Origin of the sequence: Kallipyga massiliensis ph2, from assembly GCF_000311985.1 — a bacterium.
Lineage (GTDB): Bacteria > Bacillota > Clostridia > Tissierellales > Peptoniphilaceae > Kallipyga > Kallipyga massiliensis.
The window spans coordinates 123930-146182 of sequence record NZ_HE978586.1 but is presented as its reverse complement, the minus strand read 5'-3'; the positions used below and the strand labels follow the sequence as shown (position 1 = coordinate 146182).

The window sequence follows — 22253 nt, the reverse complement described above, 5'->3', positions numbered from 1 at the left end:
GAGGCTTCTTCCGAGATGACAATAATGGATCAGACGAAAAGCAAAAAATGGTTTTGGATAATCCTTCTCGTCCTCCTGCTTGCCCTCTACCTTGGCGGAAGCTACTACTTTTCTAGGTACACCTTCCCCAATACGACGGTCAACGGGATGGAACGATCTTTCCGCCCCCTCGATGAAGTCTTCAAGTCCAGTGAGTATTCCGACGAGCTGGCCATTGAAGGTAGGGACGGGACGAAGTTATCGGTTTCGGCCAAGGATATCCAATTGGAGTTGACCAATAACGGAATGCAGGCTCCCAGCCAAAACGCCTTTTTATGGCCGGTTGAGGCTTTTCAGCACCACCCCTATACCGTAGAGTATGATGTCCATTACGACCAGGCCAAGTTGGACCGGATCCTGAATAATGCGGGCCTGGTTCCCAACGGTCCGGCTCCGGTGGATGCTAAGATCGAAGTTTCCAAGGATGGGGTCCGGATTGTCCCTGAGGAAAAGGGAAATAGGGTGGACTATGAAGGCTTGAAAGCCCAAATTTTGGATGCCTTCCAAAAGGGCGTAAAGGACCTGGATATCAAGGAACTTTATGAGGAGCCGAAGATTACTGCGGATTCTCCTACTCTCAAGGAAGAATTTGATCGCTTGGACAAGATCACCCGTGTGAAGGTGGTTTATGATTTCGTGGACCGGAAGTTTACCTTCGGCCCGGAGGAAGTGGTCCAGTGCTTGAAGAAGGGTGAGGATAAGCAGGTGGCCATCGACCCGGATGCGGTCATGGACTGGGTCAAGGATATGGCCAAAAAGACGGACACCTACGGGACGGACCGAGAGTTCAAAACCACCAACCGGGGAACAGTGACCGTCCCTCCCGGAATCTACGGCTGGCAGATCGATACGAAGAAGACCCAGGAGAAGCTCATGACCCTTTTGAAAGAAGGGGGAAACCATGAGTTGGAACCGGAATATCGTCATAAGGCTATCAACCGGGAGAAGAACGAAATCGGGTCGACCTATATTGAATGCGACCTATCCCAACAGCACCTCTGGGCCTATAAGGATGGCAAGCTCCTCCTGGAAACGGACTATGTCTCCGGAACCACCAACGGGGTTCATGAAACCCCGGTAGGGGTCCACAAGATCTGGTCCAGGGAGAAAGACCGGGAACTCAAGGGGAAGAACCTGGACGGGTCCAAGTATGTGACCCCGGTCACCTTCTGGATGCCCATCAACTACGGTGGTGTCGGCCTCCACGATGCGCCCTGGCGGTCCGCTTTCGGTGGAAGCCTATATCGTCGTCACGGGACCCACGGCTGTCTCAACCTCCCACCCAAGGTGGCCGAGAGAATCTTCAACGAATTCCCTGTCGGAACCCCTGTGGTGGTCTACGAATCTACCACTTCCTTCTCACCGGCCGATTCAACCTATTAAAAAATCCGTTTCTCGAATATACAGTTAGGTGGCGCCATTGAACAATTCGATAACAAGCCGGCTCGATGAAAATATTGAAGAGACCGGCACAAGTCAGACCGTGATCGACCTTTCTCATGTCAGTTTTACCTATCCTTCGGAGGATGGGGAGGTCCGGGAACCGGTCCTTCGCGATGTCAGTTTTCAAGTCAAAGAGGGCGAGTTTATCGCCATCCTAGGCCATAACGGGTCGGGCAAGTCTACACTTGCCCGACTTTTGAATGCCCAGGTCCTGCCCAATGAAGGGGAGATCCATATCCTGGGCATGGATACCCGGGAGGAGGACCTCCTTTGGGAGATTCGGTCCCACTGCGGCATGGTCTTCCAAAACCCGGACAACCAGATGGTGGCCTCAGTGGTGGAGGAAGATGTGGCCTTTGGCCCGGAGAACCTGGGCGTTCCCCTTCCTGAACTTAGGGAAAGGGTGGATGAGGCCCTGAAGTCCGTCGATATGTATGACTACCGCCACCGGCCGGTCCACCAGCTTTCCGGCGGTCAAAAGCAGAGGGTGGCCATCGCCGGCGTCTTAGCCATGCTTCCCTCCTGCATCATCATGGATGAGCCGACGGCCATGTTGGACCCTGTGGGTCGACGGGAAATCCTGGAAACCATCCACCACCTGAATAAGAAAGAGGGGAAGACCATCCTCCTCATCACCCACCATATGGATGAGGCGGCCCAGGCCGACCGGATCCTGGTCATGGCGGAAGGACGGCTTGCTCTGGAGGGAAAACCCCGGGCGGTTTTCGCCCAGGTGGAAACCATGCGGGCTCTGGAACTTGATGTTCCCCAGGTCACCGACCTGGCCCACCGCCTCCGTCAGGCGGGATTTCCGGTGCCGGGGGATTGCCTGGAGATGAATGACTTAGTGGAGGCCCTCCTATGATGGAATTCAAGGACGTTAGCTTTATTTATGACCCAACCGCTAAAGATGGGGTCAAGGCCTTGGACGGGATCTCCCTCACCATTGAAGACCATGAGTTCCTGGGCCTCTTAGGCCATACCGGGTCGGGGAAGTCCACCCTGGTCCAGCACATGAATGCCCTCAACCTCCCCAGCTCCGGTCAGGTGACCATCTATGGCCTGGATACCCGGGGGACCAAGAGCCAGGTCCGGAAGATCCGCCAGGAGGTGGGTTTGGTTTTCCAATATCCTGAGGACCAGCTTTTTGAGCCGACAATCTATAAGGACATCGCCTTTGGCCCCAGAAACCTCAAGCTGGAAGAGGCGGAGATCGACAGGAGGGTCCGGCGGGCCATGGAGGCTGTGGGCCTGGACTTTAATACCATGAAGGACCGGTCTCCTTTTGAACTCTCCGGTGGCCAGAAGCGGCGGGTGGCCATTGCCGGGGTCCTGGCCCTGGAGCCCCGCTACCTGGTCCTGGATGAGCCCACAGCGGGCCTGGACCCCCAGGGACGGAAAGAAATTTTGGATGAGATCCACAGGATCTATGAGGCCAATCCTTCCATGTCCATCATCCTGGTCACCCATTCCATGGAGGATGTGGCTGCCTATGCCAACCGCCTGGTGGTCCTCGACCGGGGGAAGATTGTTATGGATGGAAGCCCTGAAGAGGTCTTTTCCCGGGAAGAGGATTTGGAGGCCATCGGCCTTGCCCTTCCCCAGGTAACCAAGCTCATGAGGACACTGAGATCCAAAGGCATGGACGTGGATCCAACCGCTCTGACGGTGGACCAGGCCTTCCAATCCCTCAAGTCCTACTTGGAAGCCCGGCGGCCGGAAGTTCCTTCTGCCATGAAAGGAGGTCACCATGAATGACCGAGTCCTCCTTGGCCAGTACATGCCCAGGGACTCCTTTGTCCACCACCTGGATCCCCGGGTCAAGCTGGTTTTAACTATCCTCTTTATGGTCCTGGTTTTCATGGTGGACCACTTTGTCGGCTATGCCGTCGTCCTGGCCTTTGTCCTCATGGTGGTGGCCTTGGCGGACCTCCCCCTGCCCAAGATCATCAAGGGACTCAAGCCTATCCTGACCATCCTCATCTTCACTACGGTCCTGAATATCTTCACCATCCGGGGTCAGGTCCTCTGGCAGTGGGGATTCCTCACTGTGACCAAAGAGGGCCTGGTCTGGGCGGCCTTTGTCGCCTGCCGGATTGTCCTCCTGGTCCTGGGGACCACCCTCCTCTCCCTGACCACCTCCCCGCTAAAGCTGACGGACGGCCTGGAATCCCTTTTGTCCCCTCTTAAGGTCGTCCGCTTCCCGGCTCATGAGCTGGCCATGATGGTCTCCATCGCTCTCCGCTTCATCCCCACCCTTTTTGAAGAGACGGACAAGATCATGAAGGCCCAGAAGGCCAGGGGGGCCGACTTTGAGTCGGGCAATATCCTGGACCGGGCCAGGGCCATGATCCCCCTCTTAGTCCCCCTTTTCCTCAACTCCCTGGACAGGGCATCGGAACTGGGTGTGGCCATGGAAGCCCGTTGCTACCGGGGTGGGGAAGGGCGGACCCGGCTCAATCCCCTTTCCATGGAGAAAAAGGACACCCTGACCCTCCTCGGTGTCACCGCCCTCTTTATCCTGGGCATGGTGGTCCTCTGATGTATCAAAATATTTTATTGACCCTGGCCTATGACGGGCGGAATTTTCATGGCTTCCAGGCCCAGGCGGACAAGCGGACAGTGGCCGGGGTCCTTACCAGGGCCGTGGAGAAGGTTTTGGGGAAAAAGACCCGGCTGATCGCCGCAGGGAGGACGGACGCCGGCGTCCATGCCCAGGGTCAGATTGTCAATTTCTTGGCCGACACACCCATCCCTGCAGGGGCCTTTGCCTACCATCTCTATCCCTACCTGCCGGATGACCTCCAGGTCCTCTCTTCCCAGGGCCTTCCCCTGAACTTTCATGCCCGCTTCCATTCCCAGGCAAAAACTTACCGCTATGACTTTGTGGAAGCCAAGAGAATCCACCCCAAGTACCGGGACTTCCTTCCCACCTGTAGCTATTCCCTGGACCCGGAAGTCATGAGCCGGGGGGCCGCCCTTATGGTAGGTCGCCATAACTTCTCCGCCTTCACCCTGGCCGATGAGGACCGGGATCCCGAGCGTACCATCTATCTCTTTCAGCTTGACCGGGAGGAATGGACCGAGGGAGAGGGCTTTCGGTGGATCTTTCGGATCCGGGGGGATTCCTTCCTCCGGGAGCAGGTCCGCCTCATGGTGGGGGCCTTGGTGGCCCTGGGTCGGGGGAAGTGGACCCTGGAAGAAATCAGCCAAGTCATTGACCAGGGGGCGCCACATTCTCCCTTCATGGCTGCTCCGCCCCAGGGGCTGACCCTTGACCGGGTGGAATGGGTTTTCCCGGAGCGAAATATCCTCTAATCTTTTCCTCATCGAAGGCCTGAAAGCCTCTAATTTTGGGAGAAAAGGCCCATAAAAAACAAATTGTTACAATGGGTTAAATATTGTTTATTTTTTGTAACTTTTTCTTGACAAGCCGCCGGAAGTAACTTATTATGTATTCAGGTTACAAAGGTAACAAGTCACGGAGGTGCATTTTGGATAAGCGAAAAATTGGGGCTGTTGTTGGTGTGGTAGGGGTTACCGGCGCCATTGCAGCGATCCCGCTCATCGACATAGACAGGTCCACAGCGGACCACATGACCAAAGATCTAACCAACCAATACAAAAACATTCAAGATCAGGCAAAGGAAGACGCTCAGCTTTCCCAAGAAGTCAACGTCGTCGAAGAAAAGGTCTTTGATCCTGTTCAAAATGTCGAATACATCGTTCAAAAAGAAGAACCGGTCGAGAGCCGGGAAGAAGAGGTTGTTGAGCTTCCTTCTGAAGAAAGCCAGTCGTCCTCTGTAGAGCTTGCTCTTGAAGAGTCTCGGGCATCCTCTCAGACAGCGGTTGAAGAAGAAGTACCGGAAGAAACCACCGATCTTGCTAATGCTTCCGAAAAGGACGATGTCCTTGACCCCCTTAGCGGTGTGAAAGACCAGGATGCATCAACGCCTGAAGTTGAGCTTGCCTTTAAAAAAGAAGAAAAAACGGAAGAGAAAAAAGAAGAAGAGGAAGCCCGGGAATTCCGCGGCATCGTTACTGTTGATGCCCTTAATGTTCGTACCGGAGCCGGCTCCAATTATGAAATCATCGACATCCTCTCCAAGGATGACCTGGTCATTGGACAACTTAAAGATGGTTGGATCGCCTTTGGTGAAGGGGATGACCTCTCTTATATTAATGCTGAATTCGTTGATGAGCTAACTCCTGCCGGATTCGACCAGATGATCGCCCGCCAGAAGACCCTACGAGAAGAAGCAGAGGCCCGTAAGAAGGCGGAAGAAGAGGAAGCCAAGAAAAAGGCGGAAGAAGAAGCCGCCAAGAAGAAGGCCGAAGAGGAAAAGGCAAAAGAAGAAGCGGCCAAGAAAGAATCCGCAAAAAAAGAGGATAAGAAAAAGGAAGAAGAGCCCAAGGAAAAATCCGGGGCTGCCTATTCCGGCTTCGTTTCGGTTTCTACGGCTAATGTTCGCAAAGGTCCCTCCAATTCTGCAGATATCATCGGTGTAGCTTCGATTAATTATCCTGTTCAGGGAGAAGAAGTCTCTCTGGGTTGGATCAAGATCAATTACCAAGGGCAAACCGCCTACATTCATAAGAATGTTCTTTCTTTCGAAAAAACCAAGGTGGAAGAAAAAAAGGCCCCTGAGACAAAGAACAATAACTCTGATAAGCAGGAAGCCCAGCCTTCCACGGACGTCTCCGGTTATACCACAGCCGACTCCCTCTTTGTTCGTCAGGGTCCCGGCACCGGTTATGACTCGATCGGTTACCTCCACAGAAATGACCCCATCCAAGGTAAAGACCTAAAGAACGGATGGATTCAAATCAACTTTAATGGCAGCGTTGGCTATATCAGCAGCAAATTCTTCTCCACAGAGAAGCAATCTGCCCCCCAAGTTGAAGAGAAGGCACCCTCCCAAAACCAAGGAAGCAACCAGGCAGGTCAGGGAACCGTGGATCAGATTATCAATTTAGCCAAACAGCAGCTAGGGAAACCATACATCTATGGAGCAGCAGGTCCCAACTCTTTTGACTGCTCCGGCTTAACCTCCTGGCTCTACCGGTCCTTCGGCTATACGATCCAACGTGGAGCGGCAGCCCAGACCTCGAACGGCTATTCCGTTTCAAAAGCAAACCTCCGTCCCGGCGACCTCGTTTTCTTCTCCAATGAAAGCTCCGGCGGTCGTGTAGGTCATGTTGGTATTTACATCGGCGATGGTCAAATCATCCATGCGTCAACCCCGCAGTTGGGTGTCCGCACCGATAGCTTGAACTCATCCTGGTTCATCAACCACTATATGGGTGCTCGCCGGATTATCAACTAATTCCCTTATTGAATCGTTCCTTGAAAAGTCGCCTCTTTGGAGGCGACTTTTGTTATAATAAGAAGCTAGTGGGCGTCGGACTTGGTCTGTCGCTAGTGATCGAATAGAAAAGAAAGGAAATCCATCGTGTCTGAAGATCCTATCAAAACCACCAATTCTTCTTCTCCGTCAAAGACGGTCCTTAGTCTGGTCCAACCTTCAGGGGACCTGACCATTGCCAACTACCTGGGGGCCATCCAAAACTTTGTCCGCCTACAGGAAGACTATCGTTGCTTCTTTGCTGTGGCCGATCTCCACGCCATCACAGTCCACCAGGTACCCGCTGACCTCCGTCGCCGGTCGCGAGAAGTTTTGGCCTACTATATTGCTGCAGGCCTTGACCCGGAAAAAGTGACCCTTTTTATCCAGTCCCATGTCCATGAGCATGCAGAGTTGTCCTGGGTCTTCTCCTCCCTCTCCTACATGGGCCAGCTCGAGAGAATGACCCAGTGGAAGGCCAAGTCCCAGAAGAATGAAGACAACCTGAATGCCGCCCTCTTCACCTATCCGGTCCTCATGGCAGCCGACATCCTCCTCTACCAGGCTGACTATGTCCCGGTCGGGGAAGACCAAAAGCAGCATCTGGAATTCACTCGAGATATTGCCGAGCGCTTCAACCACCGCTACTCGCCCACCTTCACCCTGCCTGAAGGCTGGATGCCGGAATCGGCGGCCAGGATCATGTCTCTCAAGGACCCCTCGGTGAAAATGTCCAAGTCCGATGAGGATCCCAATGCCTACATCCTGATCAAGGACGATCCGGATACCATCCGGCGGAAAATAGCCCGTGCAGTCACCGACTCCGAGGCCCATTTCGCCTACTCGGATGACCAGCCTGGCCTGAAAAATCTGATTAACATTTTCTCTGCCTATGACGGCCGAAAGCCCCAGGAGATTGTTAATGACCTGGGCAACATCTCCTATGCGGAGTTCAAGGAACTCCTGGGCGAGACTATCGTGAAAACTATGTCGCCCATCCGGGACCGCTTCCTGGAGATTACCGCAGACAAGAATTACCTGGATGATATCTACAAGAAAGGGGCTGAGGAGGCCGGCCGGACCGCCCGCCGGACCCTGTCCAAGGTCTACCGGAAGGTGGGATTCATTGAACATTAAAGGGAAGAATGAGCAAAAAAGGACTGTGTCAATCTGACGCAAACGGCACGGAAACCCCATGCCGTTTTCTCATTATACTGCCTATGCAAAGCGGTTATCTGCATATAATCTAAAAGATTATATGCAGATAAATTGATTGGCACCAGCCTTTCTGCACATAAAATGCTATAATTATGTGCAGAAAGGCTGGTGCTGTATGAGACAATTCGATTACTCCTTTTTGAATAACGGTTTGCTACCGGCAAAGCTTATCAATCTAACTTCAAATATTGCCGCACTGAAAACCATGGCAGGTGTGCGCAAAGACAAATACATACAGATATTTACAGAGCTGGAAGCCGTGGCAAAGGTACAGTCCATCAAAAGCTCCAATGCCATCGAGGGCATTGTGACCAGCGACGAGCGCATTGCCGCTATTGTCAATCAAAACAGCGCTCCGCTGAACCACAACGAGGCAGAGATCGCAGGATACAGAGATGCGCTGAACGAAATTCATCTCGGATATGGGCATATCGACTTTCGGCAGAGCGATATTCTGCGGCTGCACGAAATGATGATGAGCTTTGCGGGCTATGAATACGGCGGAAAGTATAAGACGGATGATAATGTAATTTTGGAGATTGATACTGACGGAAATCGGCACGTGCGTTTTCGCCCCACGTCTGCAAGTAAGACGCCCAAAGCCATGGAGCAGTTGGAGCTTGCCTATCTTGAGGCCCGAAGCGATGCCAATATCAATCAGCTTCTTCTGATCCCCTGTGTGATACTGGACTTTCTCTGCATCCACCCATTCCAAGACGGCAACGGCAGAATGTCTCGGCTGCTGTCGCTACTGCTGCTGTACAAAAACGGCTTTGACGCCGGAAAATATGTGTCCTTTGAGGAGCAGATCAACAACTATAAGGCGTACTATTATGAGGCATTGCGGCAGTCCTCTGCCGGGTGGGGCACAAACGAAAACTCCTATTTCCCCTTTATCGAAAATTTCCTGTCCACCCTCTATATGTGCTACAAGGAGCTGGACAAGCGGTTCGCGGTGGTGCATGGCAAGAAGATCACAAAAAAAGCCCGTGTGGAGGCGACCGTGCTGAACAGCCTGACCCCGATTTCCAAAGCCGAGATCTGCAAGATCCTCCCTGATGTCAGCCCCACGACCGTGGAAGCCGTTCTCGGAGCCATGGTCAAGGCCGGCTCGATAAAACGAATTGGTTCGGGCCGGGCAACAAGGTATATCGGGGTATGAGGTTGAGTGCCATGAATAAACAAATGACTATAACTGTGGGGATCGTGGAGAGAGCTAATCTTCTCAAAAAGGAAAGAGCGATAAGAAAATGAGCAGATCAAAAGTATTTTTTGCAAGTTTTAGCTTTCTAGTGCTTTTTTTCTTTACTGCCTGCGGATATCTATGGGACACGCCCCCCTCCTCTCTAAAAAGAGAGTCAATCGATTTTGGCCTTGTCATTACAAATGAACATAAGTATGATTCAAGGATATGGTGGTTTGATTCAAAACTTCAGACTATGCAAGAGCAAAAGCTGTCCTATGCTGCTCTGGGTTCCTCTTTTTATTCGCCAGCAGAGAATCGGGATGAGTTGTATGTTATTCCTGTGGGGTTGGGCAATCAGAAAGATACAAAAAAAGTCATCAGTGTCAATAAGAAGACGCTCCAAATCACTGAATATCCTTCTCAGCATATTAACTTAATTCATATGGCCTCCATTGGCGAAAAGGTGTATTCGGTCAGCAACTTAAATGGGATTTCCTATTTGGAGGCATGGGACAAGAAAGAAGGCACCAGTAAGACAGTCGAGTTACCGGGTTCTTACTTAACCTGCATTTTTCCCGGTGGAAACAAGCTCTTTGCCTTTGATAAAAACATGGATGGAGATGACTCGGAGGAAAATGTTTATACTATGCGCGTTTATTCTGAGGATCTCCGATTGCTCCACAAAAAGGATATCTCTTCCTTTGGTTCTCTTTCAGGAATGGCTATGGATGATGGGAGAAACCTATATGCTACGGTTAACCTTGATGAGAAGGGTCACCCGACAGGGAAAATCATTAAAATCAATGAAGAGACCTATGCGATTGAGGAGATAGGAAGCTCCTATATTTGGCCGCATGCGATTTACCGATATGACGACAAGCTTATTGTGACCCATTTCGATCCTGTCGTTGTAAAAGGATCAGAAGTTTCTGTCATTGATCCCGATGGGAAGGAAAAGATGATCGATTTAAAAGTTCCTTTGGAAGCAACCGCTATGATGGGAGACCGCTTCATTGTTGCGAATAGCAAGGGAGTCTATCAGTACGAATTACCATCTTTTCAATTGCTGAATAGCTATCCCTTGCAATTAGAAGACGGTTTTTACTTAACGAATATCCTGCCGGTCAATGAATTGGATAGATAAGAAAAAAGCCATCCCGAATTTTCGGGATGGCCTTTTTGTTGGTTCAATTGGAGCTTGTTACTTGTTCTTGGCTTCCACAGTGGCCTGGGCCGCTGCCAGGAGAGCGATGGGGACCCGGTAGGGGGAGCAGGAGACATAGTCAAGTCCGACATTGTAGAGGTACTTGACGGTGGCAGGGTCTCCGCCGTGCTCGCCGCAGATGCCCAGGTGGATCTTTTCGCCCTTGACCTTGCGGGCATTTTCAACGGAGAGTTCGACCAGTTTGCCAACACCCTTTTGATCCAGGGAGATGAAGGGGTCACGCTCGAAGAGCTTCTTGTCCAGGTAGACCTGGAGGAACTTGCCGGCGTCATCACGGGAGAAGCCGAAGGTCATCTGGGTCAGGTCGTTGGTGCCGAAGGAGAAGAAGTCGGAAACTTCCGCAATCTCATCGGAGAGGAGGGCGGCTCTTGGGGTCTCGATCATGGTACCCAGGAGGTAGTCCATCTTCTTGCCCTTTTCTTCAAAGACCATTTCGATTTCTTCACGGACCTCATCCATAACGTACTTGAGTTCCTTCTGGTCGGTGGACAGAGGAATCATGATTTCAGGCATGAAGTCACAGTCCATTTCTTCCTTGGCACGGAGGGCGCCCTGCATAATGGCACGACCCAGCATCCGGTAGATGGAGGGGTTGGAAATGCCTAAGCGCAGACCGCGGTGTCCCAGCATGGGGTTGACTTCAGCCAGATCTTCGATGTCCTTCTTGACATCCTCAACGGAGATGCCCAGGTTCTTGGCGGCAATCTCGATGTCTTTTTCTTCTCTGGGGACGAACTCGTGCAGAGGGGGATCCAGGAGACGGATGGTCATGGGACGTTCTTCCATGATCTTGTACATCTCATAGAAATCCTGCTCCAGGAGGGGTTCAATCTTATCCAGAGCATCTTGTCTCTGGTCATCATTCTGGGCCAGGATCATCTGGCGGACGGTTTGGATCCGGTCTTCGGAGAAGAACATGTGCTCAGTACGGCAAAGGCCGATTCCCTCGCAACCGAAATCAATAGCCTGCTGGGCTTCAGCCGGGGTATCCGCGTTGGTCCGGACCTTCATGTCCTTGATTTCCTTGACCCAACCCATGAATTCGCCGAAGTCGCCGGCCAGTTTGGGAGCTTCGGTTTCAAGCTCACCGACGTAGATCTTACCGGTTCCGCCATCAATGGAGATGATGTCTTTCCCGGTCAGGGTCTTATCGCCAATGGCAACGGTCTTTTCCTGGCCATTGATTCGGAGCTCATGAGCACCGGTGACGCAGCACTTCCCCATACCACGGGCCACAACGGCAGCGTGGGAGGTCATGCCGCCACGAGCGGTCAGGATACCGGCGGCGGAAACCATGCCGGCTAAGTCTTCCGGAGAAGTCTCATTCCGGACAAGGATGACGGTTTCGCCGTTTTCCTTGGCTTTGGTCGCCTCATCAGCAGTGAAGACGATTCGTCCGGTGGCAGCGCCAGGAGAGGCGGCCAGACCGGTGGCTACGGCTTCAGCGGTCTTGAGGGATTCAGCCTTGAAGGCGGGGTGGAGGAGTTGGTCCAGGGATTTGGGCTCGACCATGAGGATGGCTTCTTCTTTAGTAATCATGCCCTCATGGACCAGGTCGACAGCAATCTTCACGGCAGCAGAGGTGGTCCGCTTTCCGTTTCGGGTCTGGAGGAGGAAGAGTTCACCCTCTTGGATGGTGAATTCCATATCCTGCATGTCTTTATAGTGCTTTTCCAAGCGTTCGGAAGTTTCCAGGAACTGCTTGTAAACCTTGGGGTTGTCTTCTTCAAGATGGCTGATGGGGAAGGGGGTCCGGATACCGGCAACGACGTCTTCGCCCTGAGCGTTCATCAGGTATTCACCGAAGAGTTTGTTTTCACCGGTGGCGGGGTTACGGGAGAAGGCAACGCCGGTGCCGGAAGTTTCATCCATGTTACCGAAGACCATCTGCTGGACGTTAACGGCGGTTCCCAGGGAGTCCGAGATTTCGTTCATCTTACGATAGAGGATGGCACGGTCATTGTTCCAGGACTTGAAGACGGCCTCGACCGCCATGATGAGCTGGTCTTGGGGGTCCTGGGGGAAGTCTTCGCCCTGGAGTTCCTTATACTTCACCTTGTATTCTTCGGCCAAGTCCTTGAGGTCCTCGGCAGAGAGTTCGAAGTCGTTCTGGACGCCGGCTTTTTCTCTTTTCTTGGCCAGGAGTTCCTCAAAATGTTCAGAATCGAGGCCCATGGCCACGTTGGAGAACATCTGGATGAAGCGGCGGTAGGAGTCATAAGCCCAGTGGGGGTTGCCGGATTTTTCAGCAACTGCAACAACGGACTCATCGTTGAGACCCAGGTTGAGGATGGTGTCCATCATACCGGGCATGGAAATAGGAGCACCGGAACGGACGGAGAAGAGAAGAGGATCTTCCTTATCACCGAATTTTTTGCCAATATGATCCTCGACCTGACTCAGGTGGGCTTGGACTTCATCCATGAGCTCGGGCCAAATCTTCTGCTCCTCTTGGTAGCGTGTGCAGGCTTCAGTGGTCAGGATAAAGCCATAGGGAACGTTGATTCCCATGTTGGTCATTTCAGCAAGGTTTGCGCCCTTGCCGCCGAGAAGGAGACGTTGGTCTTTGTTTCCTTCATCGAAGTTGTAGACGTACTTTGTCATTCAGTAACCCCTTTCATACAATAAAATTTCTTCACTGTTTGAAAGCGCCCGTCCGCCCCAGCCGGTTCGGCCGGTTTTTCAGCTTCCGATCGATTTCATCACAGTTCCTTCCAAAACAAACACTCAATATTTACTTTTACCCCAAATTGTCCTCATCTTCCCTCAGGGCCAAAATAATTTCTGCAATTTCTTCGACCGCTCTTCCGGTCACATCGACCCTGGGACAGTCAATCTGCCTCATAATCCCGTCCGCATATTCCAGCTCTTCCTCAATCCGTTCCAGGGAGGCATAGGCGGAGTCGGGGGGAAGACCCAGGCTCTTCAACCTTTCCCGGCGGAGGGCCAGAAGTTGGTCTGGGCTGACGGTCAGGCCCACCACCTTCTTGGGACTGATCCGGAAGAGTTCCGCCGGAGGCGTCACCTCAGGAAGAAGGGGAACATTGACCACCCGAAATTTCCGGCTGGCCAGGTAGAGGGTGAGGGGGGTCTTCATGGTCCGGGAGATCCCGATCAGGACCAGGTCCGCATAATGGATTCCCCGGGGATCCTGTCCGTCATCAAAGCGGCGGGCAAAATCATAGGCTAGAAGATGGTCCAGGGAGGAGGGGTCCATGTCCCCTTGGAGCCCGGAACCGGAACCGATCAATTCCCTCTTGCCGGCGGTCATGAGGAGGGTGAGGATGGGGGAGAGGAGGTCGTAGGTGGGGATCCTCTCTTTAATCGCGAAGGCATGGACCTCTTCGCGCAGACCGCTTTCCTCAAGAGCGTGGAAGAGGATAACGACCTTTTCCTCCTTCCGGATCCGGCCAAGGACACGATCGATGGAGTCGGGTTGGATAATCGGGCCATAGCTATGTATAGGACAAGCGAGTCCGGCAAGCCGACAGGCCTTCTCCACAAAGGGAAGGACGTCTTCCTTCCGCCCATCTGTCAGAAGGTAAATCACTTGGTCCATTTCAGGCCCTCCTTTCTCCATACCAAGAACCGGTCCACTCTATATTTTATCATATTCCCCCAGGATAGCGGGAGGGCGAAAGAAGGAAAGTCTCTTTATTCTCATGAAGGGGGTCGGGTAGTTGTACATTTGTAAATGATGTGAGACCAAAAAAGTAAGTTGAGATCTCCTGTATACTATCCTCATTACTGGCGGGCTAGCCCGCCAGTAATTGGGCTCTTTTTTCCATAGGCGTTAGCCATTGTAGCGTCTGCATAGGTAGTCGGTTGGATTTGTAGAGATAGCGTTTCATTTGTAGAATCAAGTCTTCGTAACTGTAGAAGGAGAGATGAGCATAAAAACGCTCATTGTCATTTCGTTGACTCCGTTCGACCTTACCGTTATGCCTTGGTGTCCTGGGCCGAATCAGTTTGTGGGCAATCCCCTTTTCTTGACAGTAAAGATCGAAAGGATGTACCCGATCGGTCTCACGGAAGGGGTAAATGAAGCGTTCTCGGCTGGCTTCATCGATGACGGTGTATTGAAAGAATCGATCCGGCATTTTCCCCACGTAACAAGCGTTTGGAACATATTTGACATCGAGTTGCCACTTCACGCCGAGTGCTTTCGGGGTATCGTAAGGCTTCGGTATATAGGGCTTCTTCTTTGAGGCTTTTTGTTGGTAGAAGCCCTGTTTCCGAAGAAAACGAAAAAGTGAGCAGGAATGGCGGCGGTAGCCCTTTTGAAATTTCAGTTTGGCGTAGAGCTCAATGAGGGAGATGGTTGGATTTCGCCGAATGAAATTTTGAATCCAAGTTATTTCTTCTTCTGTATGGGCAGTTGGATGCGGACTTTTCGGCCGGTGGGAACGGTCCATTAGTGACTCCCGTCTGCCGTCAAAGCGGCGATTCCAACGCATGAGTGAGGCTTTTGAGATCTTGTAGCGGCGAATAACGAAGATGACAGAATATCCTAAACGATACGTTTTAACCGCATGAAATCTTGTTTATAAAGTATGTGGGAGATAACGCTGAGTTTTTGTTATACTAGTAGACATAGAGAGAATCCTTTCTTTGTTTGCTTTGCACTTTCATTGTACAGGATTTCTCTCTATATTTTTTTCTTCTTGGTCTCACATCAATTGTATCTCTACAATTCTCATGAAAGGGGTCGGGTAGTCACTGCAGAATGAGTCATTATATATGTTAAAATAAGAAGGATTATTTGAGGAAGGAGTTTTTCATGAAAAACCCGGAGAACCAGAAGAAAAAATCGAGACGATTAGTAGGGCAGGTTATTGCCATCATCCTGGCCCTTACTATGGTAGGAAGTATTATCGCCAGTGTCGTTTTATCCATGCGTTAATGAGGAAGGGCAGGTAGGAAATGAAAAATTTGGACAAACATTACGATCCCTCCTCTTTTGAAGAACGGATCTACCAAGCTTGGGAAAAGGATGGGGACTTTGTGGCTGATGTCCATTCAGACAAGACGCCCTACACCATCGCCATGCCCCCACCCAATGTTACAGGCAAGCTCCACATGGGCCATGCCATGGTGTCCACCCTCCAGGACATCATGATCCGTTGGAAGCGGATGAAGGGCTTTGAAGCCCTTTGGATCCCGGGAACCGACCATGCCTCCATCTCCACCGAGGCTAAGGTGGTGGCCCATCTCGCGGAACAGGGACTGTCGAAAAAGGACCTGGGCCGAGAGAAGTTCCTTGAAGCCTGTTGGGACTGGACCGAGGAATACGGCGGGAACATCCGGTCCCAGCTCCGGAAGATGGGAGTCTCCTGTGACTGGACCCGGGAACGGTTCACCCTGGACGAAGGCCTATCCAAGGCCGTCTACAAGGTGTTTGGGGACCTCTATAAAGAAGGAAAAATCTACCGAGGTAACCGGATCGTCAACTGGTGTCCCTCCTGCGGGACGGCCATTTCAGATGCCGAGGTTGACCATGAGGATGACCATGGCCATCTTTGGTATGTCAAATACCCCCTCAAGGACCAGTCGGATCAGTTCCTCATGATTGCGACCACCCGGCCGGAGACCATCCTGGGCGACCTGGCCCTGGCCGTCCACCCGGAGGACGACCGCTTTAAAGACTTTGTGGGGAAGATCGTCCTCGTCCCCCTGGTCAACCGGGAGATCCCCGTCATTGCCGATGACTATGTCGACCGGGAGTTCGGGACCGGGGCATTGAAGATTACCCCCAGCCATGACCCCAACGACTTTGAAGTCGGTCGCCGCCATGACTTGGGCCAGTGCAAGGTCATCACTGAAAAGGCTACCATTGCCGAGGGCTACGGAAAGTATTCTGGCATGGATCGTCAGGAGGCCCGGAAGGCCATGGTAGCGGACCTGGAAGCCCAAGGCTACCTGGACCATGTGGAAGAGATTGAACATGCTGTGGGCCATTGTGAGCGGTGTGGGACGGTGATCGAACCCCTCCTTTCCAAGCAGTGGTTTGTGGCCATGGATGAGTATATCCAAGGAGCCAGGGAGGCCCTGGAAAAGGGCGAGGTCAAGTTGGTCCCTGACCGCTTTAATAAAATTTATATGAATTGGGTGGACTCCATTCGCGACTGGACCATTTCCCGCCAGCTCTGGTGGGGCCACCGGATCCCGGTCTGGTACTGCCAGGACTGTGGGGAGATCATCGTCTCTACAGAGGGTGCTCCGGATGCCTGTCCGGCCTGCGGGTCCGATAAGCTTGACCAGGATCCCGACACCCTGGACACCTGGTTCTCCTCAGCTCTTTGGCCCTTCTCCACCCTGGGTTGGCCGGAGGAAACGGAAGACTTGGACAAGTTCTATCCCACCGACACCCTGATCACCGGCTATGACATCCTCTTTTTCTGGGTCATCCGGATGGTCTTCTCGGCCAAGCATTTTACCGGGAAATCCCCCTTCTCCCATGTTTATTTCAACGGCCTGGTCCGGGACGAACAGGGACGGAAGATGTCCAAGTCCCTGGGCAACGGGATTGACCCCCTTGATGTCATTAGCCAGTATGGGGCCGATGCCCTCCGCTTTACCCTGGTCACCGGGAACACCCCGGGCAACGACACCCGGTATTCGGAAGCCAAGGTGGAAGCCTCGAGAAACTTTGCCAACAAGCTCTGGAATGCCACCCGCTTTGTCCTCATGAGCCTGGACGAAGGGGAGGGAAACCTCCACTTGTCTGACCTGGACCCCGACCGATTAGAGGTGGAGGACCGGTGGATTCTCTCCACCCTCCACGACCTTCTGGAAGAGGTTGACCGGAACCTGTCCAAATTCGAGATCGGTCTGGCTGCCGGCGCCCTTTATGACTTCATCTGGTTCACCTTCTGCGACTGGTACATTGAGATGTCCAAGCCCCGTCTCTACGGGGAGGACCCGGCCCGGAAGGAAGTGGTCCAGACCGTCCTCCAGACCGTCCTGTCCGCCATCGTCCGCCTCCTCCACCCCTTCATGCCCTTTATCACAGAGGAAATTTGGGCTTACCTTCCCTCCAGTCAGGGAAAGATCATTCATGCCCCCTATCCCGAGGCGGCTGACTATCCCTCCTTCCCCAAGGAGGAAGAGGCGGTCAAGCTGACCATTGACGCCATTGTGGCTATCCGGAATGAGCGTCAAAGTCGAAATGTTCCCCCCAAGAAGAAGGCTGACCTGGTCTTCTATGCCCAGGACCTGGAGGTTCGAGAACTTCTGGAAGGCCTGGCCTATGAATTCCGGAACCTGGCCTCTGCCGAAGGGGTGAGCGTTTTGGACCGGGATCCCAACATGGAAGATGCCGTGGTCATCGTTCGCGATAAGGTAAAAATCTACATTCCCCTGGCCGGTTTGATCGACTACCGGGAAGAGGTGGAAAAGCTGACCAAGGATTTGGAGAATGCCCAATCTGAACTAAGCAAGGCGGAGAAGAAGCTGGCCAATGACAAGTTCACCGGCAAGGCTCCCGAGGCTGTTGTCCAGAAGGAAAGGGACAAGGCCGACCGCTACCGGGCCATGATTCCGGAATTGGAAAAGGCCCTGGACGATGCCAAATCCAAGCTCTAGTACCGGGCCTGTCTCTTTTCATCCATTCTTTGTAAGATTTGGGTAAATTCAGTGGCCTAGGATTGACAGATGGTGGATTACGTACTACTATTGTAAAGTAGCTCGCAAGAGTAATTAAAGTTAAGGAGAAATTTCATGGTAAAAGGAACAGTTAAATGGTTCAGCGCAACAAAAGGTTATGGATTCATTTCCACTGAAGATGGCAATGATGTCTTCGTTCATTTCTCGGCCCTGCCCGATAATGGCGAATTCCGTACCCTCGAAGATGGTCAAGAAGTCGAATTCGAAATTGTCGAAGGCGAAAAAGGACCTCAGGCAGCAAACGTAGTTAAACTCTAGTCTTCAAGTGCTTTCGAGTCACTTTGAAATACAAAAGTTTAGACGGTAGACCGGATGGCATCATCCGGTCTTTTCTTTTACAGACAGAAGGGGGAGGGAATGAAGAAAATAGGCATAAAAATTCTGGCCTTGAGCCTAGTCCTGGTTCTTGTCGCCTGCGGAAAGTCCGGCGACCGGGACCTGGCCCAGGTAGGAGAGGGGACCATCACCAGGGCCGACTTTGACCAGATCTTATCCCTCTATCGGCTAATCCCCGGAAGCCAGGGGAAGGATGCAGAAGAGGACCCGGAGGACCTGGCCCGGGACCTCCTGGACACCCTGGTTTGGGAGGCCATGGTCCGGGAGGACAGCCGGCGTCTGGGCATTGATGAGATCGGGGCCTATGAGGAAATGAAGAGGGAGGCGGTTCAGAAATTCGGGAATGAAGAGGGGCTTCAAAGTCAGCTCAAGAGCCTGAAAATCAGCCCGGAGGAATTTGAAAACTCCTTGCGGAAACAGGCCCTGACCCGGGCCCACAGGGAAAGGGTGGCCAAGGAAGGAACTCCGTCGGAGGAGGACCTCCGGGCCTACTATGACAAGCACCCCAAGGACCGGGTTCTTTTGGACCTTCAGGAGGTCTGGGTCCCCACCCGGAAGGAGGCGGAGTCCATTGCCCAATCCTGGAATGAGGGGAAGGATCTGAACTCTTATCTCTCCTTTAACGAGGATCCTTTTGACAAGACCGGTTACGGGGAATACAAGAACATAGGGATTCGTGACGGTCGTCTGGTTAGCCCCAAGGTCTTCAACCAAGATCCGGAGACAGCGGAAGTCTACCCGAAAAAGGGAATCTACCATGTTGTCTATGTGCGGGGGAAGCAGGAAGACTATGACCTGGTCAAACCCTATATCCTCAGTCTGTATGAGGAGGATAACTACCGGGCTTATATGGAAAATCTGGCCAAGGACTTGAATGTTCGGATCTTTTATGATTCCCTGCCGGATCTTTCCGTTCCGGAAAAAGAAGCCGGTCAGGAGTCATCAAAATAGGGACAAAATGGCATTTTTTTCTGAAACTTTTCCGAAAAATGGGCTAAACTGCTTGATTATGGGACTCTTATGAGATAATCTATGAGAAGTATTCGCAAGATACTAGCAATCATTTAGGGAGGAAATAATGAACAAATCTGAATTAATCGCAAACATTGCTGAGAAGTCCAATTTAAGCAAGGCCGACGCTACCCGCGCTTTGGATGCCTTCTTGGAGACCGTTCGTGAGAGCTTAGTTAAGGGCGAAAAAGTCCAACTCGTTGGCTTCGGCACCTTTGAAACCCGTCAGCGGAAGGCTCGTGAGGGTCGTAACCCCCGCAACCCTGAAGAAACCATCAAAATCCCCGCTTCTACCGCTCCTGTTTTCAAGGCCGGTAAGAACCTGAAGGATGCTGTCAATAAGTAAGCCATCGGGCTTTCAATTGTTGCAATTCTTTAGATAGGTCAATGGTTTCCCTTGACCTATCTTTTTTTTGCCTGAAAAACGGAAAGTCGGAAGGCCATAAAAAAAGTCGACCCTGATCGGGCCGACTTTTTCGTTTTGTGGAAAGACTAGTCGATGGAGATGGACTTTTTCTTGGAAACTTCTTCTTCAAAAGGCATGGTGATGGTCAGGATGCCGTCCTCCAGATTGGCCTGGATAGCTTCCTCATCCACCCCTTCCAGGGAAATCTGACGGGTGGAGTTGAAAGTGCGTCTTTCCTTATGGACGTAAGTCTTCTTCTCATCCTCCTCTGTTGACTCTTCTTCCTTGTGGACGGAGATGGTCAGGAGGTCATTTTCCACATCAATGTCGATGTCTTCCTTGGTCAAACCGGGAACTTCAGCGGTGACAATGTAAGCATCCGCGGTCTTCTCTACATCGATCTTGAAGGAGGCCTCCGCCATTCTCTCCATCCCGGTCCGGAAGAAGGAATCAAACATGGCATCCAAGTCGTTATTGGCTTTTCGGGCAGGTGTTCCATAATAGGGCAATAAGCGTAACATATCTTTTCTCCTTTCGCTATCTCATCTATTTTTTCGGAAGTCCAAAGTCCTTGGACTTCTTTTACTCTGTCTTACAAGATAAATTATACCATCTTTGACCTATATGTCAAGGAATTTTAGCACTAATCAACATAGAGTGATAACAAAAACCAAGAATAGCCCATGATGATCAAGGGATCGAGGTTTTTTTGAGGGAAGGCCGGGTGGATGGGTATAATTAAAAGCAACCATCAAAGCAAATTTGGGCGGGATGTCAACCATCCCGCCTCGGAGATAGAAATGGGAGGTTTGATTTGCATCAGATTCATGATTCGAAAGAGAACTATTTGGAAGGCATTTTTGTCCTCCAGCAGGAAACGGGCCACGTCCGGTCCATCGATTTAGCCCGACACCTGAACCTATCCCGGGCTTCGGTTTCCAATGCGGTGAAGAAGATGGAGGAAGAGGGCTATGTGGTCATGGAGAAAGATGGGGAGCTCCGTTTGACCGAAAAAGGGGCCTACATTGGCCAGATGATCGATGAGCGCCATAAGACCCTCAAGGACCTCCTTATGTACGTGGGGGTAGGGGAGGACCTGGCAGAATATGATGCCTGCCGGATGGAGCACGCCATCTCCAAGGAAACCTTCAAAATCCTCAAGGATTACCTGGATAAGCACGTTCCGGAAGTCCTGGAAAACCTGGAATAATCAGGAGTAGAGAATATTCTTCAAAAAAATGGCCATGGGGCTTGACATTTCCATGGCCATTGTTTATTATGTATCCATTCCGTTAAGGAATACTTTCTATGAAAAACAAAGCGATAATAGTGAAGATTGACGTTGATGAGAAGAGTAGTCCATAAGATGGCTCCCAGAGAGTGTCCGTTTGGTGAGAGGATGCAGCTTGAGGATGGATGAAGATGAGCTCGGAGTCTTTGGGCGGTTGTGAAAGCTTCCCAAACGGGTCTGCCCGTTACAGCAGGAGGGCTTGTTGGAGCCTGTCGAGGCAGTTTATGTGAGTAAACTGCGAATAAGGGTGGTATCACGTTGATTCGTCCCTTTATCGGTCATGGACCGGTAAAGGGACTTTTTTTATGAAGGAGAAAGGGAGAATAATATGATTCGAGCAGAACATATTTCAAAAGAATTTATAACAGAGGCGGGGATTATCCGGGCGGTGGATGATGTTTCCTTTCATGTGGAGAAGGGGGAGATCTACGGGATCATCGGCCTATCCGGAGCAGGCAAGTCCACCCTAGTCCGCCTGGTCAACCGGCTGGAAGAGCCTTCCGGAGGGAAAATTTTCGTTGATGGAGTGGATATTCTTTCTCTTTCAGAGAAGGCACTCCTGGAAGAGAGAAAGTCCATCGGGATGATCTTCCAGCACTTCAACCTCTTTGCCCAGAAGACCATCTGGGACAACATCGCCTACCCCCTCCGGATCTCCGGTTGGTCCAAGGCGGAAATCCGAGACCGGGTGGACCGGCTCATCACCTTCATCGGCCTGGAAGACCGGGCTGGGTCCTATCCGGCTGAACTCTCCGGAGGCCAGCAGCAGAGGGTGGCCATCGCTCGGGCCCTGGCCACGGGGCCCAAAATCCTCCTTTCAGATGAAGGGACTTCGGCTTTAGACCCCAGGAACACCAAGCAGGTCCTGGAGCTTTTGGACAAGGCCCGTCGGGAGTTCGGCACCACCATCATCATGATTACCCACCAGATGGAGGTAGCCAAGGCCATCTGCCAGCGGGTGGCCGTCATGGACCGGGGGAAGATCGTGGAGGAGGGGAGGACCCGGGAGGTCTTCTTCCACCCCCGCCACCCGGTAACCAGGTCCTTCCTTTCCCGGGAAGAGGAAATTGTAGAAGTGGAGGTGGACG

At 52.1% G+C, this 22253-nt stretch carries 18 protein-coding genes, 2 pseudogenes and 1 other annotated feature; of the genes and pseudogenes, 16 read left to right on the top strand and 4 right to left on the bottom strand.

All coding sequences use genetic code 11. The features are described 5' to 3' along the window. Window positions 1-15 precede the first annotated feature (15 nt). The 9 genes from HGKM_RS07315 (at window position 16) to HGKM_RS07275 (ending at window position 10375) form a co-directional block, all read left to right on the top strand. Entirely contained in the window at window positions 16-1422 is a 1407-nt protein-coding gene (locus HGKM_RS07315; protein WP_081585202.1) for a L,D-transpeptidase family protein, read from the top strand. Between the two features lie 100 nt (window positions 1423-1522). Continuing rightward, window positions 1523-2347, top strand: coding sequence for an energy-coupling factor transporter ATPase (locus tag HGKM_RS07310; protein ID WP_154645953.1), 825 nt, complete (start codon window positions 1523-1525; stop codon window positions 2345-2347). Next, on the top strand, window positions 2344-3240 hold the full coding sequence (locus HGKM_RS07305; RefSeq protein ID WP_019134690.1) for an energy-coupling factor transporter ATPase: 897 nt from the start codon (window positions 2344-2346) through the stop codon (window positions 3238-3240). The genes HGKM_RS07310 and HGKM_RS07305 overlap by 4 nt, the downstream gene beginning before the upstream one ends. Beyond that, window positions 3233-4024 (top strand): energy-coupling factor transporter transmembrane component T family protein, encoded by a 792-nt coding sequence (locus HGKM_RS07300; protein WP_019134689.1) that lies wholly within the window; start codon window positions 3233-3235, stop codon window positions 4022-4024. Before HGKM_RS07305 ends, HGKM_RS07300 begins: the two co-directional genes overlap by 8 nt. Next, entirely contained in the window at window positions 4024-4800 is a 777-nt protein-coding gene (gene truA, locus HGKM_RS07295) for a tRNA pseudouridine(38-40) synthase TruA (protein ID WP_019134688.1), read from the top strand. Before HGKM_RS07300 ends, truA begins: the two co-directional genes overlap by 1 nt. Window positions 4801-4976: 176 nt before the next feature. After that, window positions 4977-6809 (top strand): C40 family peptidase, encoded by a 1833-nt coding sequence (locus tag HGKM_RS08375; protein WP_019134687.1) that lies wholly within the window; start codon window positions 4977-4979, stop codon window positions 6807-6809. A gap of 126 nt (window positions 6810-6935) precedes the next feature. Then, on the top strand, window positions 6936-7964 hold the full coding sequence (gene trpS / locus HGKM_RS07285; RefSeq protein WP_019134686.1) for a tryptophan--tRNA ligase: 1029 nt from the start codon (window positions 6936-6938) through the stop codon (window positions 7962-7964). A gap of 196 nt (window positions 7965-8160) precedes the next feature. Continuing rightward, window positions 8161-9207 (top strand): Fic family protein, encoded by a 1047-nt coding sequence (locus HGKM_RS07280; protein ID WP_019134685.1) that lies wholly within the window; start codon window positions 8161-8163, stop codon window positions 9205-9207. Between the two features lie 88 nt (window positions 9208-9295). Next, on the top strand, window positions 9296-10375 hold the full coding sequence (locus HGKM_RS07275) for a hypothetical protein (protein WP_019134684.1): 1080 nt from the start codon (window positions 9296-9298) through the stop codon (window positions 10373-10375). 57 nt (window positions 10376-10432) lie between these two features. On the opposite strand, the gene ppdK is transcribed toward HGKM_RS07275, so the two are convergent. The 3 genes and pseudogenes from ppdK to HGKM_RS08635 all read right to left on the bottom strand — a co-directional run bounded on the left by ppdK (window position 10433) and on the right by HGKM_RS08635 (window position 15051). Further along, the gene (ppdK, locus tag HGKM_RS07270; RefSeq protein ID WP_019134683.1) at window positions 10433-13060 is read right to left on the bottom strand and encodes a pyruvate, phosphate dikinase; all 2628 of its coding nucleotides are present in this window, start codon (window positions 13058-13060) and stop codon (window positions 10433-10435) included. 136 nt (window positions 13061-13196) lie between these two features. Then, on the bottom strand, window positions 13197-14015 hold the full coding sequence (locus HGKM_RS07265; RefSeq protein WP_019134682.1) for a kinase/pyrophosphorylase: 819 nt from the start codon (window positions 14013-14015) through the stop codon (window positions 13197-13199). A 196-nt stretch (window positions 14016-14211) separates the two neighbouring features. Then, window positions 14212-15051: pseudogene (locus tag HGKM_RS08635) on the bottom strand (transposase family protein). A gap of 185 nt (window positions 15052-15236) precedes the next feature. On the opposite strand from HGKM_RS08635, the gene HGKM_RS09170 reads away from it, so the two are divergent. The 5 genes from HGKM_RS09170 (at window position 15237) to HGKM_RS07240 (ending at window position 19814) form a co-directional block, all read left to right on the top strand. Continuing rightward, window positions 15237-15359 carry a hypothetical protein gene (locus HGKM_RS09170; RefSeq protein WP_280986171.1) on the top strand — a complete coding sequence of 41 codons (123 nt, stop codon included), beginning with the start codon at window positions 15237-15239 and terminating at the stop codon, window positions 15357-15359. A 20-nt stretch (window positions 15360-15379) separates the two neighbouring features. Beyond that, window positions 15380-18040 carry a valine--tRNA ligase gene (locus HGKM_RS07255; protein WP_019134679.1) on the top strand — a complete coding sequence of 887 codons (2661 nt, stop codon included), beginning with the start codon at window positions 15380-15382 and terminating at the stop codon, window positions 18038-18040. 135 nt (window positions 18041-18175) lie between these two features. Beyond that, on the top strand, window positions 18176-18379 hold the full coding sequence (locus tag HGKM_RS07250; protein WP_019134678.1) for a cold-shock protein: 204 nt from the start codon (window positions 18176-18178) through the stop codon (window positions 18377-18379). A 99-nt stretch (window positions 18380-18478) separates the two neighbouring features. Next, window positions 18479-19408: a SurA N-terminal domain-containing protein gene (locus tag HGKM_RS07245; protein WP_019134677.1), complete on the top strand. Its 930-nt coding sequence runs from the start codon at window positions 18479-18481 to the stop codon at window positions 19406-19408. Between the two features lie 127 nt (window positions 19409-19535). Next, complete coding sequence (locus HGKM_RS07240; RefSeq protein WP_019134676.1) at window positions 19536-19814, top strand: HU family DNA-binding protein; 279 nt, start codon at window positions 19536-19538, stop codon at window positions 19812-19814. Between the two features lie 146 nt (window positions 19815-19960). Here the strand turns inward: HGKM_RS07240 and HGKM_RS07235 are convergent, their stop codons facing one another. Continuing rightward, a complete protein-coding gene (locus HGKM_RS07235) occupies window positions 19961-20395 on the bottom strand; it encodes an Hsp20/alpha crystallin family protein (RefSeq protein WP_019134675.1) in 435 nt (144 codons plus the stop codon). A 293-nt stretch (window positions 20396-20688) separates the two neighbouring features. On the opposite strand from HGKM_RS07235, the gene HGKM_RS07230 reads away from it, so the two are divergent. Then, window positions 20689-21084, top strand: coding sequence for a metal-dependent transcriptional regulator (locus tag HGKM_RS07230; protein ID WP_019134674.1), 396 nt, complete (start codon window positions 20689-20691; stop codon window positions 21082-21084). A gap of 123 nt (window positions 21085-21207) precedes the next feature. Further along, window positions 21208-21439 (top strand) — a binding site (T-box leader). Window positions 21440-21493: 54 nt separating this feature from the next. Then, window positions 21494-22249, top strand: a pseudogene (locus HGKM_RS07225) (methionine ABC transporter ATP-binding protein); the annotation flags it as partial. Window positions 22250-22253: the final 4 nt, after the last annotated feature.